The following is a 19,110-nucleotide window of genomic DNA, read 5'->3' as shown; positions in this document are numbered from 1 at the left end:
TCGTCCTGCATGGCGATTACCAACTTAGTCCGTGTCGAACCGGCGCCGACCCGCGCTGTGTTTCCAGCATCATGTCGAGCCAGCCCATGCTACTGGCGTCCTCAGCGGCCCCCGGCAACGAAGGCGGCGGCGCGCCGACCTCCGCCGGCGATACGATGTAAGGCGTCACCAGCATGATCAGTTCCTTGTCTTCCCGTTCGATACGGCTGGACCGGAAAAACGCGCCCAGAATCGGCAAGTTGCCGAGCCCCGGGAGGCGATCACTGGCGTTGATGGTGTTGCGGCTTACCAGCCCGCTGATGATGAACGTTTCGCCCGGCGCGAGCGACACGGTGGTTTCGGAACGGCGCACGCGCAGCGCTGGCACCTGCACGCCACCGGAGGCAATACCGGCACTGAAATCCAGCTCACTGACTTCCGGCGCCACCCGCAAGATGATCTGCTCCGCACTGATGACCGTCGGCGTCAGCGCCAGACCGACACCAAACTCCTTGAACTCGATCTGCGTGCCGGAGACGTCGCTGCGTGTCGGCACCGGGAACTCCCCGCCGGACAGGAACGTCGCATTCTGCCCGCTCAGACTGGTCAGGCTCGGTTCCGCCAGCGTGTAGGCAAAGCCGCCGGCTTCCAGTGCCGAGATGGCCGTCAGGCTGCTGTTCCCGATACGGAAGATATTGAACGTGTCACCGCCCAGAGGCGTCACGTCCGTCGGCGCGCGAAGAAAGTTACTGCCGGGCGCAGAAACGCCGAACTGGCTGCTACCGCGCGTCTTGCCATAGGAAATGCCGGCAGCATTGAGCTGCGTACGGCTGACTTCCACGATACGGATGTCGGTCTGCACCTGCGTGCCGAAGGGCATCCTGGCACCGCTGGTGGGCGACACCACGACGGTGGTGCGCTCGGGACGATCCGCGCCACGAGGCCACACCGACAGAATCGCAGAGCCCGCCTCCTTGCCTGTCAGCACCAGTTCACGGGACTGACTGACGGTCACGGCAAGCACCTCCGGCGCAGAGGTCGCAACCTTGCTGATGCCGTCGGGATAAAACAGTATCTGTTGCTCGCCGCTGGCAAGGCGCAGCGTATCCACACTGGCATCGCTGGCCGACAGCAACGCCGGGTAACACAGCGCCAGCAGCACTGTCAGGGGGGCCAGCCAGGCGGCATGACGATGGCTATGGGCAATGCGGTCACGGGCGTACATTGACACTCCTTGTTTCCGAACCCTCGATGATCTCCACCTGATGGCCGCGAGGGCGTGGCGCAGCCCGCGGCGGCGGAGGGGGCGCAGGGAAGAGCTCGCGATAGCGAACCAACCCTTCGCCAGGCTGCACGGCGACACGCTCGATGCGCTCATCCATATCCGCCATGTCGGCCATGTCCTGCGCGGATACCGCGCTGAGACGCAGCGACCCGTTGGCCGCCGCCAGCAGCAAGCGCGACACCGTTTTCTCCGGCACCGCCAGCACCGCCGTATTGCCACGTCCACGGCGATCGCGATTGGCCGGGTCGGCGTCGGCGGCATCCATGAGGCCGCCAATCGCCAGCAGTTCCACATCGCGCATCAGCAGCATGGCGGTGGGATCACCACGCTGGTCTTCTGCGGCGCGAAACGTCGCCAGGACATCCACCATATCGCCTGGCTCAAGCAAGCCGCCGACAGCCGATACATCATCAACCGGTATGGCGATGGCGCGAAAGCCAGGGAGCAGGGCGTTGGCCAATGGTCCACCGGCTTCCAGATGACGACCAGACAGAATTTCGCCGGCACGCACATTGCGGCGCACCGTCAGACCGACAGCCTCATCGTCCGCACTCACCGCACCCGGAATCGCCTGCGAAGAGCGCATCACCAGAAGCTGCTCCTCGGTGAGCGCCGTACCGGCCTCCACGGATCGCGACAGCGCCCAATACCGATGTCGTTCCTGCAGAAGCTCGGCCTGCGGCGTTGCATCGCCCACCTGCAGCACCTCAGGCTCCGCTGGCGTCGGCTCCCGACTCAACCCGATAATGGCAAGCACGATAGCCAGTACACTGAGGACCAGCGCCGGCAACATATAGATAGCTCTTGAAGATGACATCATTCCCTCGCTGGCGTCATGGTTTCAACAACGCCGATTATTATCATCCCTGTTCATGTGAAACGCTGCCGGAATCTGCGCCGACAGACAAGCCTCTATCATCCGCTGACCCGGCCCCGCGATTCACCAGACCCCGAACGCCTCAGAAAGGCACGGAGGCCGTGGCTGAAATGCTCGGTACAAATTGCCCCAGCAACGGCGGCCGCCAGTCCGGCTCATAGCCGATAACAATCAGGATAGCGGGCTGCCCGGTATCCAGGGAAATGCTGACGAAATCGGTACCGGCCGCCTCTTCCGGACAGGCCGAATCACCCAGCTTCTCCGCCACATCCCGCGATTGCCGGCGCAGCGCCGCCGTGATCACGGGGCAGGCTTCCGCCCGCACCCGGTCCATATACGCGATGGCTTCACCCGGGAGCGTGAACTGGCTGCGGTCCACCCGCAGCGCCGCATCGCCACCGCTCTGGGCGGCAAACAACAGGCCACGCTGCGTGTTGAACGCAGAAGCGAAGTAAAGCGCGCCGAGCACTACCAGGATAAAGAACGGGAACAGCAGCACGAATTCCAATGCTACGGCCCCCCGCTGTTGCTGCGCCCGATCTGGCGCAGCGACGCGCTTCACAGATGCACTCTGCACGAGGCACCCGGTGTGCACTTAATCCCCGGTATCAAGCTGTTCACCCATTTCGGTGAACACAGACGTTACCGCAGGCCCCAGTCCGGTCTGTGTGAAGGCCAGGGCAATGGCGATCACGATCACCGCGATGATCATGACGTACTCGATAGCGCTCGCGCCTTTTTGGGACTTACGTCCCGCAGTGCTGGCCACTGCTGAGACAGTGTCCGTCTGTCTTGACTCGTGTGCGGATTGCTTATCCATGGCTAACCCCTTTTTCGTAGTTGGCATCTAGTCAGTTTTTATCAGAAGCACCCAGCAGTGTAAAGAATCACGACGCAGTTCACAGTTTCGTTATGTTTTCAAAACGTGACTGTATCGTGGCGCTCGATGCCATCAGGCAACCCAGCGTTCACTCTTGTCTACGTTAACCCCATAGTGGCGCCTGTCAACAATCTGTTCCGTCAAGCCTGTCCTTGCTGCTACCTCCGACCCAACACCCCTCTCTATGCCCTCCCGCCGGCGCTCGCTGGATCACCAGGCACAAAAAACCCGGCCGAAGCCGGGTTTTCAGGGGTTGCCAGACAGATCAGAACTTACTTGATCTTGGCTTCCTTGTAGGCGACGTGCTGACGCACCACCGGATCGTACTTGCGGGTCTCGATTTTCTCGGGATGATTCCGCTTGTTCTTGGTGGTGGTGTAGTAGTGCCCTGTGCCCGCACTGGACACGAGCTTGATCTTCTCGCGAACTGCTTTACCCGCCATGACTCAGGCCTCCGTCAGACTTTCTGGCCGCTGGCGCGAACGTCCGCCAACACTTTGTCGATACCGACTTTATCAATGATCCGCATGCCCTTGGCTGACACCCGCAGCCGCACGAAGCGCTTCTCTGCTTCCACCCAGAAACGGTGGTAGTGCAGATTCGGCTCGAAACGACGCTTCGTCTTGTTGTTGGCGTGCGATACGTTGTTACCCGTAATGGGGCGCTTACCGGTAACCTGGCAAACCTTGGACATGATCGTGCTCCAGAGAATCGTGTGCTCGCAGCGGCAGGCATAACTCGGCCCCACTGCGGAATAAGGCGGCGATTTATACCAGAGGCCGCCGCCTCAGGCAAGGTTATCCGCCCAAATAAGGCCAAACCGGCCCAAAAAACCGGTCCTTCTCAGCAAACCGGCCAGTCACGCTCCCGCAACGACGTCCAGATGCCATCTCCGATGATCAGATGATCCAGCACCCGGACATCCACCATATCCAGCGTCCGGATCAGCTTCTCCGTAATACTGCGATCGGCTTCGCTGGGCTCCGCCACACCCGAAGGGTGGTTGTGGGCCAATATCACCGCTGCAGCATTGTGCACCATCGCGCGGCGCAGCACCTCCCTGGGATAGACGGCGGCGCTGTCGATGGTCCCATGAAAGATCTCCTCATACGCCAGCATCCGGTGCTTGTTGTCCAGGAACAGACAGGCAAACACCTCGTGCCGATGGCCCCGCAGGCAGGCATTCAGATACTGGGCGGCATCTGCGGGCTGTGTCAGGGCCTTGCCACGGGTCAGGGGCTCGCCCAGATAGCGGCGCCCCAGCTCCAGTGACGCACTCAGCAGCGCCTGCCGGGCAGGGCCGATACCCGGTAGTTGACGCTGGCGGGGCGGCGGCATTTCCAGCAAGGCGCGCAGTCCACCAGCGTCATGCAGGACGCGACGCGCCGTCTCCACCGCATTGCATCCCGCCAGACCGGAGCCCAGGAACAGGGCAAGCAGTTCAGCATCGCTGAGTTTGTCGGCGCCACGGGCCAGCAGTTTTTCGCGAGGGCGCTGGCTCTCGGGCCAGGCATGAATCGACATGGCACATTCCTTGTGTCAGTTAATCGCCCGCAGGAGTGGGCAGTTACTCCACCGCCTAACGGTGCTACTCTTGGCGCCTTCCGTGGCGCAGTATCGGAGACAATAAGCACTATGGAACGACTGGTCAATAAACGCATCCTGCTGGGTGTGACGGGCGGGATTGCCGCCTACAAGAGTGCCGATCTGGTCCGCCGCCTGCAGGATGCCGGGGCTGAAGTGCGCGTGGTCATGACCGCTGGCGCCTGCGAGTTCATCACGCCGCTGACCATGCAGGCCCTGTCCGGGCACCCGGTACATACCGATCTGCTGGACCCCCGTGCCGAAGCGGCGATGGGGCATATCGAGCTGGCGCGCTGGGCCGATCTGGTCCTGATTGCGCCAGCATCCGCCAATTTCATGGCGCGCATGGCCCACGGCCACGGCAACGATCTGCTCACCACCCTGTGCCTGGCCACCGGCGCGCCGATTGCCCTGGCGCCCGCCATGAACCAGCAGATGTGGGCCGACACGGCCACCCAGAAGAACCTGCTGATCCTGCAGGAAAAGGGCGTGCGTCTGTTCGGCCCCGGTTCCGGCAGCCAGGCCTGCGGCGAAGTCGGCCCCGGCCGCATGCTCGAGCCCGCCGAGATTGCACAGATGGCGGCCGAAGTCTTCGACCACGACCTGCTCACCGGCCTGCATGTGGTGATCAACGCCGGGCCCACCCGGGAAGCCATTGATCCGGTGCGCTACATCACCAACCAGAGCTCCGGCAAAATGGGCTTTGCCATCGCCGAGGCCGCAGCGGAAGCGGGCGCCCGCGTGACCCTGATCAGCGGGCCGGTCAACCTGCCGACGCCGACCCGGGTCAAGCGCACAGACGTGATCCGCGCCGAAGAGATGTTTGATGCCTGTCTCAGCGCGGTGGATCAGGGCTGCGACATCTTCATCGCCACCGCAGCGGTGGCCGATTACCGGCCCACCGTCACGGCAGATCACAAGATCAAGAAATCCACCGAGGAAATTCACCTCACGCTGGTCAAGAACCGGGACATCGTCGCCTCCGTCTCTGCCCACGATCGACGGCCCTTTACTGTCGGTTTCGCCGCAGAAACCCGCGACGTGATGACCTATGCGCAGGCCAAGCTGGAGAACAAGAAGCTGGACATGATCGCCACCAACGACGTCTCGGGGGAGAACGTCGGCTTCAACAGTGATAACAATGCGCTGACCGTAATCTGGCCGGGCGGACACAAGGTACTGCCGCTGGCCGCCAAACGGCAGATTGCCAAACAGCTGATCGAACTGATCGCCATTCGCTACAAGCGGTGACCTGAATGAAACTGCAATACAAAGTACTCAATCCGCTTCTGGGCGAGACCTTTCCGTTACCCGCCTACGCCACTGATGGCTCCGCCGGGCTTGATCTGCGCGCCATGGTTGAGGCATCACTGGTCATCGAGCCAGGGCAGACGGTACTGATTCCCACCGGGCTGGCGATCCACATTGCCGATCCGGGTTACGCGGGTCTTATTCTGCCGCGCTCCGGGCTGGGCCATAAACACGGCATCGTGCTGGGCAATCTCGTCGGTCTGATTGATTCGGACTACCAGGGCGAACTGATGGTGTCTTGCTGGAACCGGGGCCACGCCGCCTTCACGCTGGAACCCGGCGACCGCCTCGCGCAGCTGGTCATTGTGCCGGTGATGCAGGTTGCCCTGGAGCAAGTGGAGACATTTGACACCAGCGAGCGCGGCAGCGGCGGCTTTGGTCACACCGGGCGCTGACGCCCGGCCGACCTGCCGCAAATAGCATGGCACCAAGCATAGCAAGGCATTACTGGGGCATTACTGGGGGAACACAGTCATGAGCAAAAAAGACAAGGCGGCCCGCAAGAAGCCGGAAAAACCGGACCGGGCCCCCGACGACAAGAAGAAAAGCAAGGGCAGCAAAAAAGCCGCCCCTCGCAACTCGGCCCCACCGGTAACCGGCGGCCTCACACAACATCTTGTCGCCGCCACGGTGAGCGTACTCGTCATCCTGGGCGCCATGACGGCAGCCAGCGCCTGGTTGCTGTACGGCCCGGAGCAGACACAGCGCAGCGTGTCACTGGCGGAAACGCTGCTGCAACAACCCGCCGCGCTGATCAATCAGCAGATGGCCCTCAGCGAAGCACAGCTGGCGGCGCTGGTCGACAGCCATACGGTGCGGCAGGCTTTCGCAAACGGTGACCCGGACACCACGGCGCTGCGCTTGAGCCAGCAGCTGCCCCATACGCGCATCACACTGGTTGCCCATCAGGACTCACAGAGCACCCATGCGCTTTCATTCAGCGCGCGGGACATGGTCAAGCAGGCCCGGGACAACCCGATACCCCCCATGGTGCTGCTCCCGGGCTCGCCACTGCGTCTGCTGGCGGCTCGCACCGCGGACGACGGCAGCGGCAATGCGCTGGGCGTTGTACTGATGGAACAGACCTTCGACACCCTGGCCTCGCAACTGCGACGCATCACCCTGAACGGTGGCGGCATCGAAATTCGCCAGGATGACAACAGCACCGTTCTGATATCCATCGGCCAGCCCTCCGGTGACGCCCTGGCGACGCGGCGCGCCAGTGGCGACCTGACCCTGACCTATCGCGGCCTGCCCGCACCGATCAACACATCGCGCACCCTGTTCCTGATTCTGGCCGGGACCGCACTGGTGCTGTTGCTGGCTGCCGTCGTGATGATCATTCGTGACATCGGGCATCGCATCACCCGCGACGCCAGCCTGCTCAACACCCAGGGTTCACCCCGGTTTGCCTTCAGCGCCCTCGCCGAGGCCAGGGCCGCCCTCGACAAGCGCGCAGCCAGTCAGGCCAATCCCCGCAGCGGCGGCGGCCGCCCCCGACCGGCGGCGCCCATGGATGCGTTCATGGACATCCTGGTGGAGGAAGATACCAGTCTGTTGATCGAGGACGGCACGCCTGAGGCCACGCCACAGATCCAGGTGCCGGAAGAAATCTTCCGCGAGTACGACATTCGCGGCATCGTCGGCAAGACGCTCAACACCGAGATCATGACGCTGATTGGCCGCGCCATTGGCTCAGAGGCGGGCGACGCCGGCCAGCAGACACTGCTGGTGGCGCGGGATGGCCGCACCTCTTCCGACGAACTGACGGAGGCGCTGACAAAAGGCCTGCTCGCCAGCGGCCGCGACGTGATCGACATCGGCGCCGTGCCGACACCGGTGCTGTACTACGGCACGGCGGTGATGGACGTACAATCCGGCGTCGTCGTCACAGGCAGCCACAACCCATCAACCTACAATGGCGTCAAGGTGGTTATCGGCGGCGAAACCCTCAGCGGCGAACGCATCCGCAATCTGTACCAGCGGATTACCGAAGCGCGCTTCAGTGAGGGCCAGGGGCGCGCCGACCAGCGCGATATCCGCGAGCGCTACCAGCATGCCCTGGCCGAAGACATCGCCCTGGCACGGCCATTAAAGGTCGTGATCGATTGCGGCAATGGCATCACTGGCGCCATGGCGCCCCAGTTGTTTCGCAGCCTGGGCTGCGAGGTCATGCCCTTGTTCGCCGAGGTCGACGGCCACTTCCCCAATCATCACCCGGACCCGAGCCGCCCGGAAAACCTGCATGCATTGATTCAGGCGGTGACGCAGCATAACGCGGACATCGGCATCGCCTTCGACGGTGACGGCGACCGCCTCGGCATCGTGACACCCAAGGGCGAGATCATCTGGCCCGACAGATTGTTGATGCTGTTTGCGCGGGACCTGTTGTCCCGCTCACCCGGCGCCGACATCCTGTTTGATGTGAAGTGCAGTCGCGAACTCGCCAAACTGATCAGCCGCATGGGCGGTCGGCCCCTGATGGGCAAATCCGGGCACGCCCTGATGAAAGCCCGCATGCGTGAGACCGGCGCACCACTGGCAGGCGAGATGAGCGGTCACATGTTCTTTGCCGATCGCTGGTACGGCTTTGACGATGCGCTTTACGCCGCTGCCCGGTTGCTGGAAATTCTGGCCCTGGAGAGCCACAGCGCCGATGTGCTGTTCGACCGCCTGACCACCGGCGTCACCACACCCGAGCTGCTGATCCCCGCCAGCGAGCAGAGCAAATTTGCGCTGGTGGAGCGCCTGATTGCACGACAGGCCGCCTTTGCCGACGGCAATATCTCCACACTGGACGGTCTGCGCGTAGACTTTGAGGACGGCTGGGGCCTGGTGCGTGCCTCCAACACCACACCGGCGCTGACCGCGCGCTTCGAAGGCCGCGACAAGGCAGCACTGCAACGCATCGTTGCCCTGTTCCGCACAGAACTGCAAAGTATCGAACCGAAACTGAAACTGCCTTTTTAGGACGGAGACAACATGGACCAGAACCGTGCCAGCGAAACAGCGCGGATCCTGATTGAAGCGCTGCCCTACATCCAGCGCTTCGCCGGTACCACCGTGGTGATCAAGTACGGCGGCAACGCGATGGAAAACGAGGCGCTGAAGAACTCGTTTGCCCGCGATATCGTGTTGATGAAAGCCGTCGGCATGCATCCGGTCATTGTTCACGGCGGCGGCCCGCAGATCGGCGATCTGCTCAAGCGCCTGGGCAAGGAGTCCACCTTCGTCCAGGGCATGCGCGTGACCGACAGCGAAACCATGGACGTGGTGCAGATGGTGCTCGGCGGTCTGGTGAACAAGGAAATCGTCAGCCTGATCCACCGCAACGGCGGCCGCGCCATCGGCCTCACCGGCAAGGACGGCGAACTGATCCGGGCTCGCAAGATGCTGCTTCAGGCCGACGCGGATGACCCGGCATTGAAAGCCCCGGAGATCATCGATATCGGCCATGTGGGCGAAGTGCAGGGTATTGACGTGCGCGTGCTGGAAATGGTCTCCGGCAGCGATTTCATTCCGGTCATCGCACCCATTGGCGTGGACGATGCCGGCGTGTCCTATAACATCAACGCCGATCTCGTCGCCGGCAAAGTGGCCGAAGTGCTGCGCGCCGAAAAGCTGATTCTGCTGACCAATGTGGCGGGGCTGAAAGACAAGCAGGACAATATCCTGACTGGCCTGAGCGCCGAGCGCGTCCAGGCGCTGATCGATGACGGGACGATTTATGGCGGCATGCTGCCCAAGATCGGCTGCGCACTGGATGCGGTCAACAACGGCGTACATACCGCGCATATCATTGATGGTCGGGTGCCGCATGCTGTGCTGCTGGAAGTGCTGACCAATCAGGGGATCGGGACCCTGATCACACGCCGATAGCGGGCATATAAAACGCAACAGAACCGTGGGAAGGGGTTATGCGCGAAGAAAAAGTGAGTGAAGAAAAAGTGTCACGCAAGGATCAGATCCTGCAAGCACTGGCACATATGCTGGAAGCAGAACCCGGCGGCCGCATCACGACCGCCGGGCTGGCACGGGAGGTGGGGGTCTCCGAAGCTGCGCTGTATCGGCATTTTCCCAGCAAGGCGAAGATGTTCGAAGGCTTGATCAATTTTGTTGAGGATGCGGTGTTCACCAACGTGAATCGCATCGTACAGGAAACACCGGACGCCCTGGACCAGACCAAGCGCATCATGGACCTGTTACTGGGCTTTACCGAACGCAACCCGGGCATCACCCGGCTGCTCACCGGTGATGCACTGACCGGCGAAAACGAACGCTTGCGCCTGCGCATCCAGCAATTCTTTGAACGCGTGGAAAGCCAATTGCGCCAGTTGCTGCGAGACGCCGAGTTCAAGCAGGGACTGCGCACGGAAACCACGCCCACCGCCACAGCAAACCTGCTACTGGCTGTGGTCGAAGGGCGTATCGCGCAATTTGTACGTTCCGGTTTCAAACAGGCGCCCACCCAGGGCTGGGCAGAACAGTGGCCCTTGCTCGCGGCGGTGATTTTCCGCAGCTGAGCAGGTCGTGATTTGCACTGAGGCGCGCGGCTGCTACTTCGTGATCTGGCGCAACCGCTCGATGATTGGCGTAAAGTTCTCCCGCACCTGCTCCATGTCCGCCTCGTGCTGGAGAATTTCCTGCTCCAGGTCACTGATCTGCCGGCCATAACGTTCAATCACGACGGCGGTGGCCTCCGGCACATCGCGACCGCTGCGTTCGATGCGTGCCGCATTGCTGATTTCGGTATCGAGGCGACTGCGCAGCTGGGCAATATTGCCCCGGGCGTAATCGATATTCAGCTGCAACGCTGCCAACTGCCTGTCGCGCGCACGCTCGGCATCGTCCGGCACCGCATACATGCGCAGCAGTTCCCGATCACGCCGGCTCTGCAGCTCTGCCTCACGAGCCTGGTCCCGCTGCGCTCGCAACGTTTCCTGCTCCGCCGGCGAGGGCGCTGCTTCAACCTGCTGGATGACCCGCCCCTGGGCATCAATGATGTCGTACCCGGCATAGATGCCTTCTTCCGGCAGCGCATGGGTCATCACCATGCTGCCCTCCGCATTGATGTAGCGGTACACCGCACCCGGCGGCAACGCCTCCGGCTCCGGCGTCTTGCCACCACGCGCCAGCAAGGCCGTCGGCGCCGAGAGCAGCGCCACAGCCAGGCAGATTGTTTGCAGAGACTTCATCACACGCTCGCCATACACCGTTTTATGCCACCCCATACTGACTGCGGTACGCCCGCATCGCGCCAAGGTGCGCCTCATCCTGCGTCCCCGCCAGATAATCGATGATATCCGACATACCGACGATACTGTGTACCCGCACACCCAGACTGTGCTCAACATCCTGAATCGCAGACAAGTCGCCCTGGCCACGCTCCTGACGATCCAGCGCCACCACGACGCCCGCCATCTGCGCCGGGCTGTCATCAAACAGCGCCGCCACTTCACGTATTGCCGTCCCGGCCGTGATCACATCATCAATAACCAGCGCCCGGCCCGCCAGCGGCGCACCCACAATCAACCCGCCTTCACCGTGATCCTTGGCTTCCTTGCGGTTGAACGCCCAGGGCTTGTCGATGCCGTGATTCTCTGCCAGTGCTACCGCGACGGCCGCCACCAGCGGGATGCCCTTGTAGGCCGGGCCAAACAGCATATCGAACTCAACACCGGCATCGACAATCGCCGCCGCGTAGAAGCGCCCCAGCCGTGACAGCGCCTCGCCGGTGTGAAACGTGCCGGCATTGAAGAAATACGGGCTCACCCGGCCCGACTTCAGCGTGAACTCGCCAAACTTCAGCGCCTCACGCCCCAGCGCAAATTCAATGAACGCTTTCTGATAGGGTTGCATCATTGCCCCCTTACCAGCCCAGCGCCGCTTGCTGCTGGCGCAGGATATTCTGAATGCCCTGATCCGCCAGCGTCAGCATGTCCTGCTGCTGGGCCATGGTGAAGGGCGCCGCTTCCGCCGTGCCCTGAATCTCGACAAAGCCGCCTTGCTGGGTCATCACCACATTCATGTCCGTGTCGGCCGTGGAGTCTTCCGCGTAATCCAGATCCAGCACCGGCGTGCCCTGGTAGAGCCCGACGGAGACCGACGCGATCAGGCATTCCAGCGGGTCATCCTTGATGCGTTTTTTCTCCAGCAGGAAGCTCAAGGCATCCACCAGCGCCACGCAGGCACCGGAAATCGACGCCGTGCGCGTGCCGCCATCGGCCTGCAACACGTCGCAATCGATCAGAATGGTGTTCTCACCCAGCTTCTTCATGTCCACCGCCGCCCGCAGGGAGCGGCCGATCAGGCGCTGAATCTCCAGCGTGCGGCCACCTTGCTTGCCACGGGTCGATTCACGCTGGTTACGGGTGTGGGTCGCGCGCGGCAGCATGCCGTACTCAGCCGTGATCCAGCCTTGCCCCTTGCCCTTCAGGAAGCGCGGTACACCTTCTTCCACCGACGCCGTGCACAGCACCCGGGTTTCACCGAATTCCACCAGCACACTGCCCTCGGCATGTTTGGTAAATTCGCGCGTAAAACGGATATCGCGCAACTGATCCGGGGCTCGACCTGAGGGACGCATGAAAACTCCTTTGAGGGCTTGATGAGACTGTCACTGGGCGACGGTCATTGAGTGAGCCGGGATTCTAGCATAGCCGGCCCGCCCGGGCTGCGCCGCTGGCCACCTCTCTACAGCCGGGCTAGACTCGACAACCACGCAATGTAAGGACCTTCCATGATTCAGAGCATGACCGCCTTTGCCCGCAGCGACCGGCATATCGACGCCCAGCACACCACCCTGGTGTGGGAACTGAAATCGGTGAACCATCGCTATCTGGAAGTCAGCCCGCGCCTGCCGGACGCCTTCCGCGAGCTGGACGGCCCGGTGCGCGAGCTGTGCCGTAAGCACCTGAATCGCGGCAAGATCGAAATCGGTCTCCGTTATCAGGCCGATGCAGGAGAGGCCAGCGTCAGCCTGGACGAAGCACTGGTGCAGCAACTCGGCCAGGCCCTGCACCGGGTCGGCGAACTGATCCACCACCCGGCCCCGGTCAGCCCCACTGAAATCCTGCGCATGCCCGGCGTGCTCCAGATGAAGGAGGTGGATTTCAGCGCCCTGGCCAAACCGGCCATGGCCCTGCTTGAGGAGGCCCTGACCAGCCTGGTGGACACCCGCGCCCGTGAAGGCGCGGCCCTGACAAAGATGGTGGAAGAACGCCTCGACGGCATCCTGGTACAGGTCGCCCGCACCCGCAAAGCCCTGCCCCTGATTCTCGACGGCCTGCGTGAACGCCTGAAGAAGCGCGTCGAAGACATCCTCGCCAGCCCTGACCCCGAACGCCTGGAACAGGAACTGGTGCTGCTGGCCCAGAAAATGGACGTGGCCGAAGAGCTGGACCGCCTGGAGGCTCACGTCACCGAGGTGCGCCGCGCCCTGACCGAAGGTGGCCACGTTGGCCGCCGGCTCGACTTTCTGATGCAGGAGCTTAATCGGGAAGCCAACACCCTGGCGTCCAAGTCTGTGGACACCGAGACCACCCAGGCAGCGGTGGAGTTAAAGGTGCTGATCGAACAGATGCGGGAACAGATCCAGAATATAGAGTGACGCGAGTTGACATTTTGGCAACTCGTGCTAGCATTCAGACCATACTGACAAGGATTGTTGTATGCATGTCTTATCCAGGAAGCCGTTCAATGATGCTGCACGGCTGCACCCCAATGATGCCGAGGCACTTCAACGCACCTATAGAGTGCTCCGCGCGGGCGAATCTCCCGCACCGGAATCTTTGCCGGCCGTGTTTCCATCGCTGGACAACTTCCGACACAGGGACAAATGGTGGGTCATCGATATCGGCGGCAATAATCTGCGCCTGATTGCCTTTATCGAATTTCGTGACAACCGGCTGTACGTGAAACACATCGTACCGCACGCGGAATACGACGCACTGTGCAAACGTTACGCGAAACAGGGTGAATGACCATGACTTCACACGCAGCAATCAAGCAGATGGCAGCAGCGCTGTTTCGCGAGGCCCGGTACATAAGCCATATCGACAGCGATAGCGATTACGCCGCCGCCCTGGCGCTGATGGATGAACTGATTGAGGATTACGATACGCAGAAGCCGTTGATTGAGGTGTTGGGCGCAGCGATCGAGCGCTGGGAAAGCAGCGCCCCTGAGTTCAAGCAGTTCAACGCCGCCGTCGCAGGCCAGGACCCCGCCATCAGCACACTGCGCTTGCTGATGGAACAACACGGCCTCGGCGTCGCCGATTTGCCTGAAATAGGCTCCAAATCACTGGTATCGCGCATCCTGCGCGGCGAACGCGGCCTGACCCGCAGTCATATCACCGTGCTGTGCCAGCGCTTCGACGTCCAGCCGGCGCTGTTTTTCTGAGCGCCCGCCACACGACCTGATCCCGCAAGCCCGAACATCCCTGTGACGTGCACCGCTGACATACGCGCCGTGGATGCAGCAACAGGTCATGACGCGGATCAAGGTTCCACAGGCTGCTGCCCCGCTAGTATGGACACTGACGAAAAAATGCGGGAGTCCGGGCATGGGCAGCTTGAACGGGAAAGTGATCGCGATTACCGGTGGTGCGGGCGGCATTGGCGAGGCCACAGCGCGCATGGCGTATGCACAGGGCGCGAGCGTGGTGATCACCGACCGCGAAGCGGGCCCGGTGGAGGCAATAGCCACATCGCTGGGCGAGCGGGCGACGGGGCTGGCGGTAGATGTGAGCCGGCGCGAGGACAACACGCGCATGGTGACGGCGGCACTGGAGCACTTTGGTCGGCTGGACGCGGTGTTCCTGAACGCGGGGATCGAAGGCGAGGTGGGTCCGTTCGACAGGCGTTCCGATGCAGCCTGGGAGAAGGTGTTTGCCGTGAATGTGCATGGCGTGCGCCTTGGCGTGGAGGCCGCACTGCCCGCCTTGCGCCAGGCGGGCGGCGGCAGCATCGTGATCACCTCCAGCGTGGCCGGTCTGCGCGGCGCCTCCGGGCTGTCACCCTATGTCAGCAGCAAACATGCGGTAGTGGGGATGATGCGCTGCCTGGCGGCAGAACTCGGCCCGGAGGGCATCCGGGTCAACACACTGAACCCCGGCCCGGTGGACAACCGCATGATGCGCTCGATCGAAGATCAGGCCAATCCGGGCCACGGTGAGGCGGTACACAAGGCGTTCGTGGCACGCATCCCCCTCGGGCGCTACGTCTCCAACGACGAGTGCGCGGGCATGGCGGTATTCCTGTTCTCTGATGCGGCCTCCGGCTGCAACGGCAACACCTATCTGGTAGACGGTGGCTACTGCGCGCAATAGGCCAACCGCGCCAGAACGGACGCCACGATCGTCCATCCGAGGCAATTTCGCGCCCGTGCTCTGTGACGCATCGGCGACAGACCCCTATAATGCCGGGTCTGATCGCCCTGCAGCCATACGGACCCGATATGCCCAACACACCTGCTACAGCCCACGGCACCCTGTTTATCGTGTCCGCACCCTCCGGGGCCGGCAAGACCAGCCTGGTGGCCGCACTGGTAGACACACTGGACGGCGTGCGTATTTCGGTGTCTCACACCACCCGGGCCATCCGCCCCGGTGAAGAGGACGGCATCAACTATCACTTCACCGACCGGGATACGTTCCTGCAAAAAGTCGGCGAAGGCCGCTTCCTGGAACATGCCGAGGTGTTCGGCAACCTCTACGGCACCTCCGCCGACTGGGTCAGCGACACCCTGAAAGCCGGTGAGGACGTGATTCTCGAAATCGACTGGCAGGGCGCCGAGCAGATACGCCGCCTGGTGCCAGACGCCGCCAGCATCTTCATCCTGCCGCCCTCACTGCCCGAGCTGGAAAGCCGCCTGCGCGGTCGCGGCCAGGACGACGACGCGGTGATCGCCCGGCGGCTGGCCGGGGCCCAGGACGAGATGTCCCACTACGGCGAGTTCGATTACCTGGTTATCAACGACGATTTCGAGCATGCGCTGGGGGATCTCAAGGCGATTCTGCGCAGTCATCGCCTGCGCATCCTGGCCCAGCAGAAGGCCCAGGCCACTCGAATTGGTGAATTGTTGTCCAAAAGCAGCGCAAACGGTTAGAATGCCCGGCTCACCGGCCCACGCCGGTAGCTCCCAGCGAACACGAGGTGGATACACATGGCACGCGTCACGGTAGAAGACTGTCTGGAAAAACTCGATAACCGCTTTGAGCTGGTGCTGGTCGCCGGCAAACGCGCGCGCCAACTGCAGACCGGTGGCAAAGAGCCCCGCGTCGCCTGGGAAAATGACAAGCCTACGGTTGTTGCCCTGCGTGAAATCGCAGAAGGCTTCGTCACCCGTGATTCCGTCGACAACGAGCTCAGCGATCGCAGCGGCGAAATCGACGAGCTGGCGCTGCTGACAGAGTCCTTCGGCGAGTAATACCTGCGGCGAGGGAGCCCTCCCTCGCCACGTCTTTCCGGCCTGTTTGCCCCGCCTGTTTTTCCCTGTATTTCAATCACTCACGGTGCTTTTGTAAGACAGTGCCGTAGACAAGCCCGCGCCACAGCCTTTACGCTTGAGTAACACGCTCGCAACTTCACGCAGGCAACAACTCAGGCAACGACTAAGGCGCCCAATTGCCCACCATCAACACATTGGTCAAACGGCTCAAGAGCTATCTGGACGATGACCAGATCGGCCAGGTCGTACGCGCCTACGAATTTGCCGAGCACGCCCACGAGGGCCAGTATCGCCGCACCGGCGATCCCTACATCACGCATCCCCTGGCGGTAGCCAACATCCTGACTGACATGCACATGGACCATGAGAGCCTGATGGCCGCCATGCTGCATGATGTGATCGAGGACACGGGCGTCAGCAAGGAGCAGCTGGCAGAAATGTTCAGCCCCGGCGTGGCAGAGCTGGTGGACGGCGTTTCCAAGATTGCCCAGATCAAGTTCGAATCCAAGGCCGAACAGCAGGCCGAGAACCTGCGCAAGATGATGCTGGCCATGACCCGCGATATCCGCGTCATCCTGGTCAAGCTGGCAGACCGGCTGCACAACATGCGCACCCTGCACTCCATGCCGGCGGACAAGCGCAAACGCATCGCCACCGAAACCCTGGAAATCTACGCCCCCATTGCCAACCGCCTGGGCATGTACAACATCCGCGTCGAATACGAAGATCTGGGCTTCAACGCCATCTACCCGATGCGCGCCGACCTGATCTCCAAAGCCGTGAAGGCCGCCCGGGGCCACCGCAAGGAAATTCTGTCGACCCTCAAATCCAGTATCGAGCATTGTCTGGAAGAGGAGGGCATCCAGGCCCGCATTCTCGGCCGCGAGAAGCACCTCTACAGCATCTACATGAAGATGAAAGAGCAGCACAAGCCGCTCAATGAAATCATGGATGTGTACGGCTTCCGCATCATCGTCGACAAGGTGGACACCTGCTACCGCGTGCTTGGCGCGGTACACAATTACTTCACGCCGATCCCCGGGCGCTTCAAGGATTACGTGGCCATTCCCAAGGCCAACGGCTACCAGAGCTTGCACACCACGCTCAAGGCGCGCAGCGGTGTGCCGCTGGAAATCCAGATTCGTACCGAAGAAATGGAAGCCATGGCCAACAACGGCATCGCCGCCCACTGGCTGTATAAAGCCGATGCCGATGGCGCCAACACGCCAACCTCCACCCGCGCCCAGGCCTGGATGGGGCGGCTGCTGGAGATGCAGCAAAAAGCGGGCAACTCCATGGAATTCATCGAGAACGTCAAGGTCGATCTGTTCCCGGATGAAGTCTACGTCTTCACCCCCAAGGGCGAGATCAAGGAGCTGCCGGTGGGCGCCACCGCCGTGGATTTTGCCTACGCGGTGCATACCAAAGTGGGCAACACCTGCGTGGCGGTGCGCATCGACGGCAAGCTGGCGGCATTGTCCACGCCGCTGGAGTCCGGCCAGACCATTCGCATCATTACCACACCAACCGCCACCCCCAATCCGTCCTGGCTGAACTTCGTCATAACCGGCAAGGCGCGCTCCAACATTCGCCATTTTCTCAAGCACCAGCGGCGGGAAGACTCCGTGCAGCTGGGCGAACGCCTGCTGGAGAAAGCGCTGGCGGGCTACGGCCTGACCATGAACGACCTGGCCATCGAGCGTGTTATCGCGGAGCTGGCGGCCAACAACTATCCGGCCCTGGATGACCTGCTGGAAGACATCGGCCTGGGCAACCGCCTGGCCCCGCTGGTCGCACGCAAACTGGCGGGCAATCGCGAGGAAACCGAGCGCGACCCGGCCGATGACCGCAAACCGCTGGCGATTCGCGGCACCGAGGGCCTGCTGGTGAGCTACGCCAAGTGCTGCCACCCGCTGCCCGGCGACGCCGTGCTCGGCCATCTCAGCGCCGGCCGGGGCATCGTGGTACACCGCGACACCTGCAAGAACCTGCTCAATGAGATGCGCAGCAACCCGGAAAAGTGCATCGCACTTTACTGGGATCGGGAAGTGGCACAGGACTTTTCGGCCGGCATCCGTATCGAGCTGGTCAACAAGAAGGGCGTGCTGGCCACCCTGGCCACGGCCTTCTCGGAACTGGGCTCGAATATCGAAACCATCACCATGGCCGAAAAAGATGCTACGGTAACGGTCATCAATGCCAATGTGACCGTGCGCGACCGGATTCATTTCGCCCGGCTGATCAAACGCCTGCGCAAACTGGAAAACGTGATTCGTATCAGCCGGCTGACCGGCTGACCGTTAGCAGCACTATTTACAGCACCATTCACAGCACTACACCATTAACCGGACAAGACCATGCCAAACCGCTCGACCATCAGCACCGACAAGGCGCCTGCCGCCATCGGCACCTATTCCCAGGCCATCAAGGTGGGCAGCACCGTCTACCTGAGCGGGCAGATCCCGCTGGACCCGGCCACGATGACGCTGGTCGAGGGGGATATCGCCGTGCAGATCCGCCGCGTGTTCGACAACCTCAGCGCTGTGTGCGACGCCGCCGGCGGCAACCTGCAGGCCATCGTCAAACTCAACATCTTCCTCACCGACCTGAGCCACTTCGCCACCGTCAACGAGATCATGGCCCAGTACTTCCATGAGCCTTACCCGGCGCGCGCCGCGATCGGCGTTGCCGCGCTGCCCAAAGGCGCGGAAGTGGAAATGGATGGCGTGCTGATTCTGGAATAA

The 19,110-nt window shown here is 62.2% G+C and carries 23 protein-coding genes; 13 read left to right on the top strand and 10 right to left on the bottom strand.

The annotated features are described in order from the left end of the window. Positions 1 to 16: 16 nt before the first annotated feature. The 7 genes from K8B33_RS08230 to radC all read right to left on the bottom strand — a co-directional run bounded on the left by K8B33_RS08230 (position 17) and on the right by radC (position 4,545). On the bottom strand, positions 17 to 1,204 hold the full coding sequence (locus K8B33_RS08230; RefSeq protein WP_223425478.1) for a type II and III secretion system protein family protein: 1,188 nt from the start codon (positions 1,202 to 1,204) through the stop codon (positions 17 to 19). Continuing rightward, positions 1,191 to 2,081 carry a Flp pilus assembly protein CpaB gene (gene cpaB / locus K8B33_RS08225; protein ID WP_223425475.1) on the bottom strand — a complete coding sequence of 297 codons (891 nt, stop codon included), beginning with the start codon at positions 2,079 to 2,081 and terminating at the stop codon, positions 1,191 to 1,193. Before cpaB ends, K8B33_RS08230 begins: the two co-directional genes overlap by 14 nt. Positions 2,082 to 2,223: 142 nt before the next feature. Beyond that, positions 2,224 to 2,703, bottom strand: a complete 480-nt coding sequence (locus K8B33_RS08220; RefSeq protein ID WP_223425473.1) for a TadE/TadG family type IV pilus assembly protein — start codon at positions 2,701 to 2,703, stop codon at positions 2,224 to 2,226. Positions 2,704 to 2,736: 33 nt separating this feature from the next. Further along, a complete protein-coding gene (locus tag K8B33_RS08215) occupies positions 2,737 to 2,961 on the bottom strand; it encodes a hypothetical protein (RefSeq protein WP_223425472.1) in 225 nt (74 codons plus the stop codon). A 332-nt stretch (positions 2,962 to 3,293) separates the two neighbouring features. Then, positions 3,294 to 3,464 (bottom strand): 50S ribosomal protein L33, encoded by a 171-nt coding sequence (rpmG, locus tag K8B33_RS08210; RefSeq protein WP_223425471.1) that lies wholly within the window; start codon positions 3,462 to 3,464, stop codon positions 3,294 to 3,296. A gap of 14 nt (positions 3,465 to 3,478) precedes the next feature. After that, positions 3,479 to 3,715 carry a 50S ribosomal protein L28 gene (gene rpmB / locus K8B33_RS08205; RefSeq protein WP_223425470.1) on the bottom strand — a complete coding sequence of 79 codons (237 nt, stop codon included), beginning with the start codon at positions 3,713 to 3,715 and terminating at the stop codon, positions 3,479 to 3,481. A 149-nt stretch (positions 3,716 to 3,864) separates the two neighbouring features. Further along, positions 3,865 to 4,545, bottom strand: a complete 681-nt coding sequence (radC, locus tag K8B33_RS08200; RefSeq protein ID WP_223425469.1) for a RadC family protein — start codon at positions 4,543 to 4,545, stop codon at positions 3,865 to 3,867. A gap of 111 nt (positions 4,546 to 4,656) precedes the next feature. On the opposite strand from radC, the gene coaBC reads away from it, so the two are divergent. The 5 genes from coaBC (at position 4,657) to slmA (ending at position 10,439) form a co-directional block, all read left to right on the top strand. Next, positions 4,657 to 5,856 carry a bifunctional phosphopantothenoylcysteine decarboxylase/phosphopantothenate--cysteine ligase CoaBC gene (gene coaBC, locus K8B33_RS08195; RefSeq protein ID WP_223425468.1) on the top strand — a complete coding sequence of 400 codons (1,200 nt, stop codon included), beginning with the start codon at positions 4,657 to 4,659 and terminating at the stop codon, positions 5,854 to 5,856. 5 nt (positions 5,857 to 5,861) lie between these two features. Beyond that, positions 5,862 to 6,311: a dUTP diphosphatase gene (dut, locus tag K8B33_RS08190; protein WP_223425467.1), complete on the top strand. Its 450-nt coding sequence runs from the start codon at positions 5,862 to 5,864 to the stop codon at positions 6,309 to 6,311. Positions 6,312 to 6,390: 79 nt separating this feature from the next. Continuing rightward, on the top strand, positions 6,391 to 8,886 hold the full coding sequence (locus K8B33_RS08185; RefSeq protein WP_223425465.1) for a phosphomannomutase/phosphoglucomutase: 2,496 nt from the start codon (positions 6,391 to 6,393) through the stop codon (positions 8,884 to 8,886). Between the two features lie 12 nt (positions 8,887 to 8,898). Continuing rightward, the gene (argB, locus tag K8B33_RS08180; protein WP_223425464.1) at positions 8,899 to 9,795 is read left to right on the top strand and encodes an acetylglutamate kinase; all 897 of its coding nucleotides are present in this window, start codon (positions 8,899 to 8,901) and stop codon (positions 9,793 to 9,795) included. A 53-nt stretch (positions 9,796 to 9,848) separates the two neighbouring features. After that, positions 9,849 to 10,439 (top strand): nucleoid occlusion factor SlmA, encoded by a 591-nt coding sequence (gene slmA, locus K8B33_RS08175; RefSeq protein WP_223426076.1) that lies wholly within the window; start codon positions 9,849 to 9,851, stop codon positions 10,437 to 10,439. A 33-nt stretch (positions 10,440 to 10,472) separates the two neighbouring features. Here the strand turns inward: slmA and K8B33_RS08170 are convergent, their stop codons facing one another. The 3 genes from K8B33_RS08170 to rph are packed head-to-tail and all read right to left on the bottom strand — an operon-like array spanning position 10,473 to position 12,502. After that, a complete protein-coding gene (locus K8B33_RS08170; RefSeq protein WP_223425463.1) occupies positions 10,473 to 11,111 on the bottom strand; it encodes a hypothetical protein in 639 nt (212 codons plus the stop codon). A 22-nt stretch (positions 11,112 to 11,133) separates the two neighbouring features. After that, positions 11,134 to 11,775, bottom strand: coding sequence for an orotate phosphoribosyltransferase (pyrE, locus tag K8B33_RS08165; RefSeq protein ID WP_223425462.1), 642 nt, complete (start codon positions 11,773 to 11,775; stop codon positions 11,134 to 11,136). A 10-nt stretch (positions 11,776 to 11,785) separates the two neighbouring features. After that, positions 11,786 to 12,502: a ribonuclease PH gene (gene rph, locus K8B33_RS08160; RefSeq protein ID WP_223425461.1), complete on the bottom strand. Its 717-nt coding sequence runs from the start codon at positions 12,500 to 12,502 to the stop codon at positions 11,786 to 11,788. Positions 12,503 to 12,655: 153 nt separating this feature from the next. On the opposite strand from rph, the gene K8B33_RS08155 reads away from it, so the two are divergent. The 8 genes from K8B33_RS08155 to K8B33_RS08120 all read left to right on the top strand — a co-directional run bounded on the left by K8B33_RS08155 (position 12,656) and on the right by K8B33_RS08120 (position 19,110). Further along, the gene (locus K8B33_RS08155) at positions 12,656 to 13,525 is read left to right on the top strand and encodes a YicC/YloC family endoribonuclease (RefSeq protein ID WP_223425460.1); all 870 of its coding nucleotides are present in this window, start codon (positions 12,656 to 12,658) and stop codon (positions 13,523 to 13,525) included. A 61-nt stretch (positions 13,526 to 13,586) separates the two neighbouring features. Next, positions 13,587 to 13,898 carry a type II toxin-antitoxin system HigB family toxin gene (locus tag K8B33_RS08150; protein ID WP_223425459.1) on the top strand — a complete coding sequence of 104 codons (312 nt, stop codon included), beginning with the start codon at positions 13,587 to 13,589 and terminating at the stop codon, positions 13,896 to 13,898. Between the two features lie 2 nt (positions 13,899 to 13,900). After that, positions 13,901 to 14,317 (top strand): helix-turn-helix domain-containing protein, encoded by a 417-nt coding sequence (locus K8B33_RS08145; protein ID WP_223425458.1) that lies wholly within the window; start codon positions 13,901 to 13,903, stop codon positions 14,315 to 14,317. A 163-nt stretch (positions 14,318 to 14,480) separates the two neighbouring features. Continuing rightward, positions 14,481 to 15,245, top strand: a complete 765-nt coding sequence (locus K8B33_RS08140; RefSeq protein WP_223425457.1) for an SDR family NAD(P)-dependent oxidoreductase — start codon at positions 14,481 to 14,483, stop codon at positions 15,243 to 15,245. 128 nt (positions 15,246 to 15,373) lie between these two features. Beyond that, positions 15,374 to 16,024, top strand: a complete 651-nt coding sequence (gmk, locus tag K8B33_RS08135; protein ID WP_223425456.1) for a guanylate kinase — start codon at positions 15,374 to 15,376, stop codon at positions 16,022 to 16,024. A 57-nt stretch (positions 16,025 to 16,081) separates the two neighbouring features. Further along, entirely contained in the window at positions 16,082 to 16,345 is a 264-nt protein-coding gene (rpoZ, locus tag K8B33_RS08130; protein ID WP_223425455.1) for a DNA-directed RNA polymerase subunit omega, read from the top strand. A 197-nt stretch (positions 16,346 to 16,542) separates the two neighbouring features. Continuing rightward, positions 16,543 to 18,663: a bifunctional GTP diphosphokinase/guanosine-3',5'-bis pyrophosphate 3'-pyrophosphohydrolase gene (gene spoT, locus K8B33_RS08125; protein ID WP_223425454.1), complete on the top strand. Its 2,121-nt coding sequence runs from the start codon at positions 16,543 to 16,545 to the stop codon at positions 18,661 to 18,663. A gap of 60 nt (positions 18,664 to 18,723) precedes the next feature. Further along, positions 18,724 to 19,110, top strand: a complete 387-nt coding sequence (locus tag K8B33_RS08120; RefSeq protein ID WP_223425453.1) for a RidA family protein — start codon at positions 18,724 to 18,726, stop codon at positions 19,108 to 19,110.

It is taken from the genome of Alcanivorax limicola (genome assembly GCF_019931215.1).
Taxonomy (GTDB): domain Bacteria; phylum Pseudomonadota; class Gammaproteobacteria; order Pseudomonadales; family Alcanivoracaceae; genus Isoalcanivorax; species Isoalcanivorax limicola.
The sequence above is the reverse complement of the archived record's forward strand: the minus strand, read 5'-3'. Positions and strand labels throughout refer to the sequence as shown.

Excerpts from the sequence above, each read along its gene's own strand:
- K8B33_RS08230 (WP_223425478.1), bottom strand. The coding sequence starts at position 1,204 with ATGTACGCCCGTGACCGCATTGCCCATAGCCATCGTCATGCCGCCTGG.
- cpaB (WP_223425475.1), bottom strand. The coding sequence starts at position 2,081 with ATGTCATCTTCAAGAGCTATCTATATGTTGCCGGCGCTGGTCCTCAGT.
- K8B33_RS08215 (WP_223425472.1), bottom strand. The coding sequence starts at position 2,961 with ATGGATAAGCAATCCGCACACGAGTCAAGACAGACGGACACTGTCTCA.
- rpmG (WP_223425471.1), bottom strand. The coding sequence starts at position 3,464 with ATGGCGGGTAAAGCAGTTCGCGAGAAGATCAAGCTCGTGTCCAGTGCG.
- rpmB (WP_223425470.1), bottom strand. The coding sequence starts at position 3,715 with ATGTCCAAGGTTTGCCAGGTTACCGGTAAGCGCCCCATTACGGGTAAC.
- radC (WP_223425469.1), bottom strand. The coding sequence starts at position 4,545 with ATGTCGATTCATGCCTGGCCCGAGAGCCAGCGCCCTCGCGAAAAACTG.
- coaBC (WP_223425468.1), top strand. The coding sequence starts at position 4,657 with ATGGAACGACTGGTCAATAAACGCATCCTGCTGGGTGTGACGGGCGGG.
- dut (WP_223425467.1), top strand. The coding sequence starts at position 5,862 with ATGAAACTGCAATACAAAGTACTCAATCCGCTTCTGGGCGAGACCTTT.
- K8B33_RS08185 (WP_223425465.1), top strand. The coding sequence starts at position 6,391 with ATGAGCAAAAAAGACAAGGCGGCCCGCAAGAAGCCGGAAAAACCGGAC.
- argB (WP_223425464.1), top strand. The coding sequence starts at position 8,899 with ATGGACCAGAACCGTGCCAGCGAAACAGCGCGGATCCTGATTGAAGCG.
- K8B33_RS08170 (WP_223425463.1), bottom strand. The coding sequence starts at position 11,111 with ATGAAGTCTCTGCAAACAATCTGCCTGGCTGTGGCGCTGCTCTCGGCG.
- pyrE (WP_223425462.1), bottom strand. The coding sequence starts at position 11,775 with ATGCAACCCTATCAGAAAGCGTTCATTGAATTTGCGCTGGGGCGTGAG.
- rph (WP_223425461.1), bottom strand. The coding sequence starts at position 12,502 with ATGCGTCCCTCAGGTCGAGCCCCGGATCAGTTGCGCGATATCCGTTTT.
- K8B33_RS08155 (WP_223425460.1), top strand. The coding sequence starts at position 12,656 with ATGATTCAGAGCATGACCGCCTTTGCCCGCAGCGACCGGCATATCGAC.
- K8B33_RS08150 (WP_223425459.1), top strand. The coding sequence starts at position 13,587 with ATGCATGTCTTATCCAGGAAGCCGTTCAATGATGCTGCACGGCTGCAC.
- K8B33_RS08145 (WP_223425458.1), top strand. The coding sequence starts at position 13,901 with ATGACTTCACACGCAGCAATCAAGCAGATGGCAGCAGCGCTGTTTCGC.
- K8B33_RS08140 (WP_223425457.1), top strand. The coding sequence starts at position 14,481 with ATGGGCAGCTTGAACGGGAAAGTGATCGCGATTACCGGTGGTGCGGGC.
- gmk (WP_223425456.1), top strand. The coding sequence starts at position 15,374 with ATGCCCAACACACCTGCTACAGCCCACGGCACCCTGTTTATCGTGTCC.
- rpoZ (WP_223425455.1), top strand. The coding sequence starts at position 16,082 with ATGGCACGCGTCACGGTAGAAGACTGTCTGGAAAAACTCGATAACCGC.
- K8B33_RS08120 (WP_223425453.1), top strand. The coding sequence starts at position 18,724 with ATGCCAAACCGCTCGACCATCAGCACCGACAAGGCGCCTGCCGCCATC.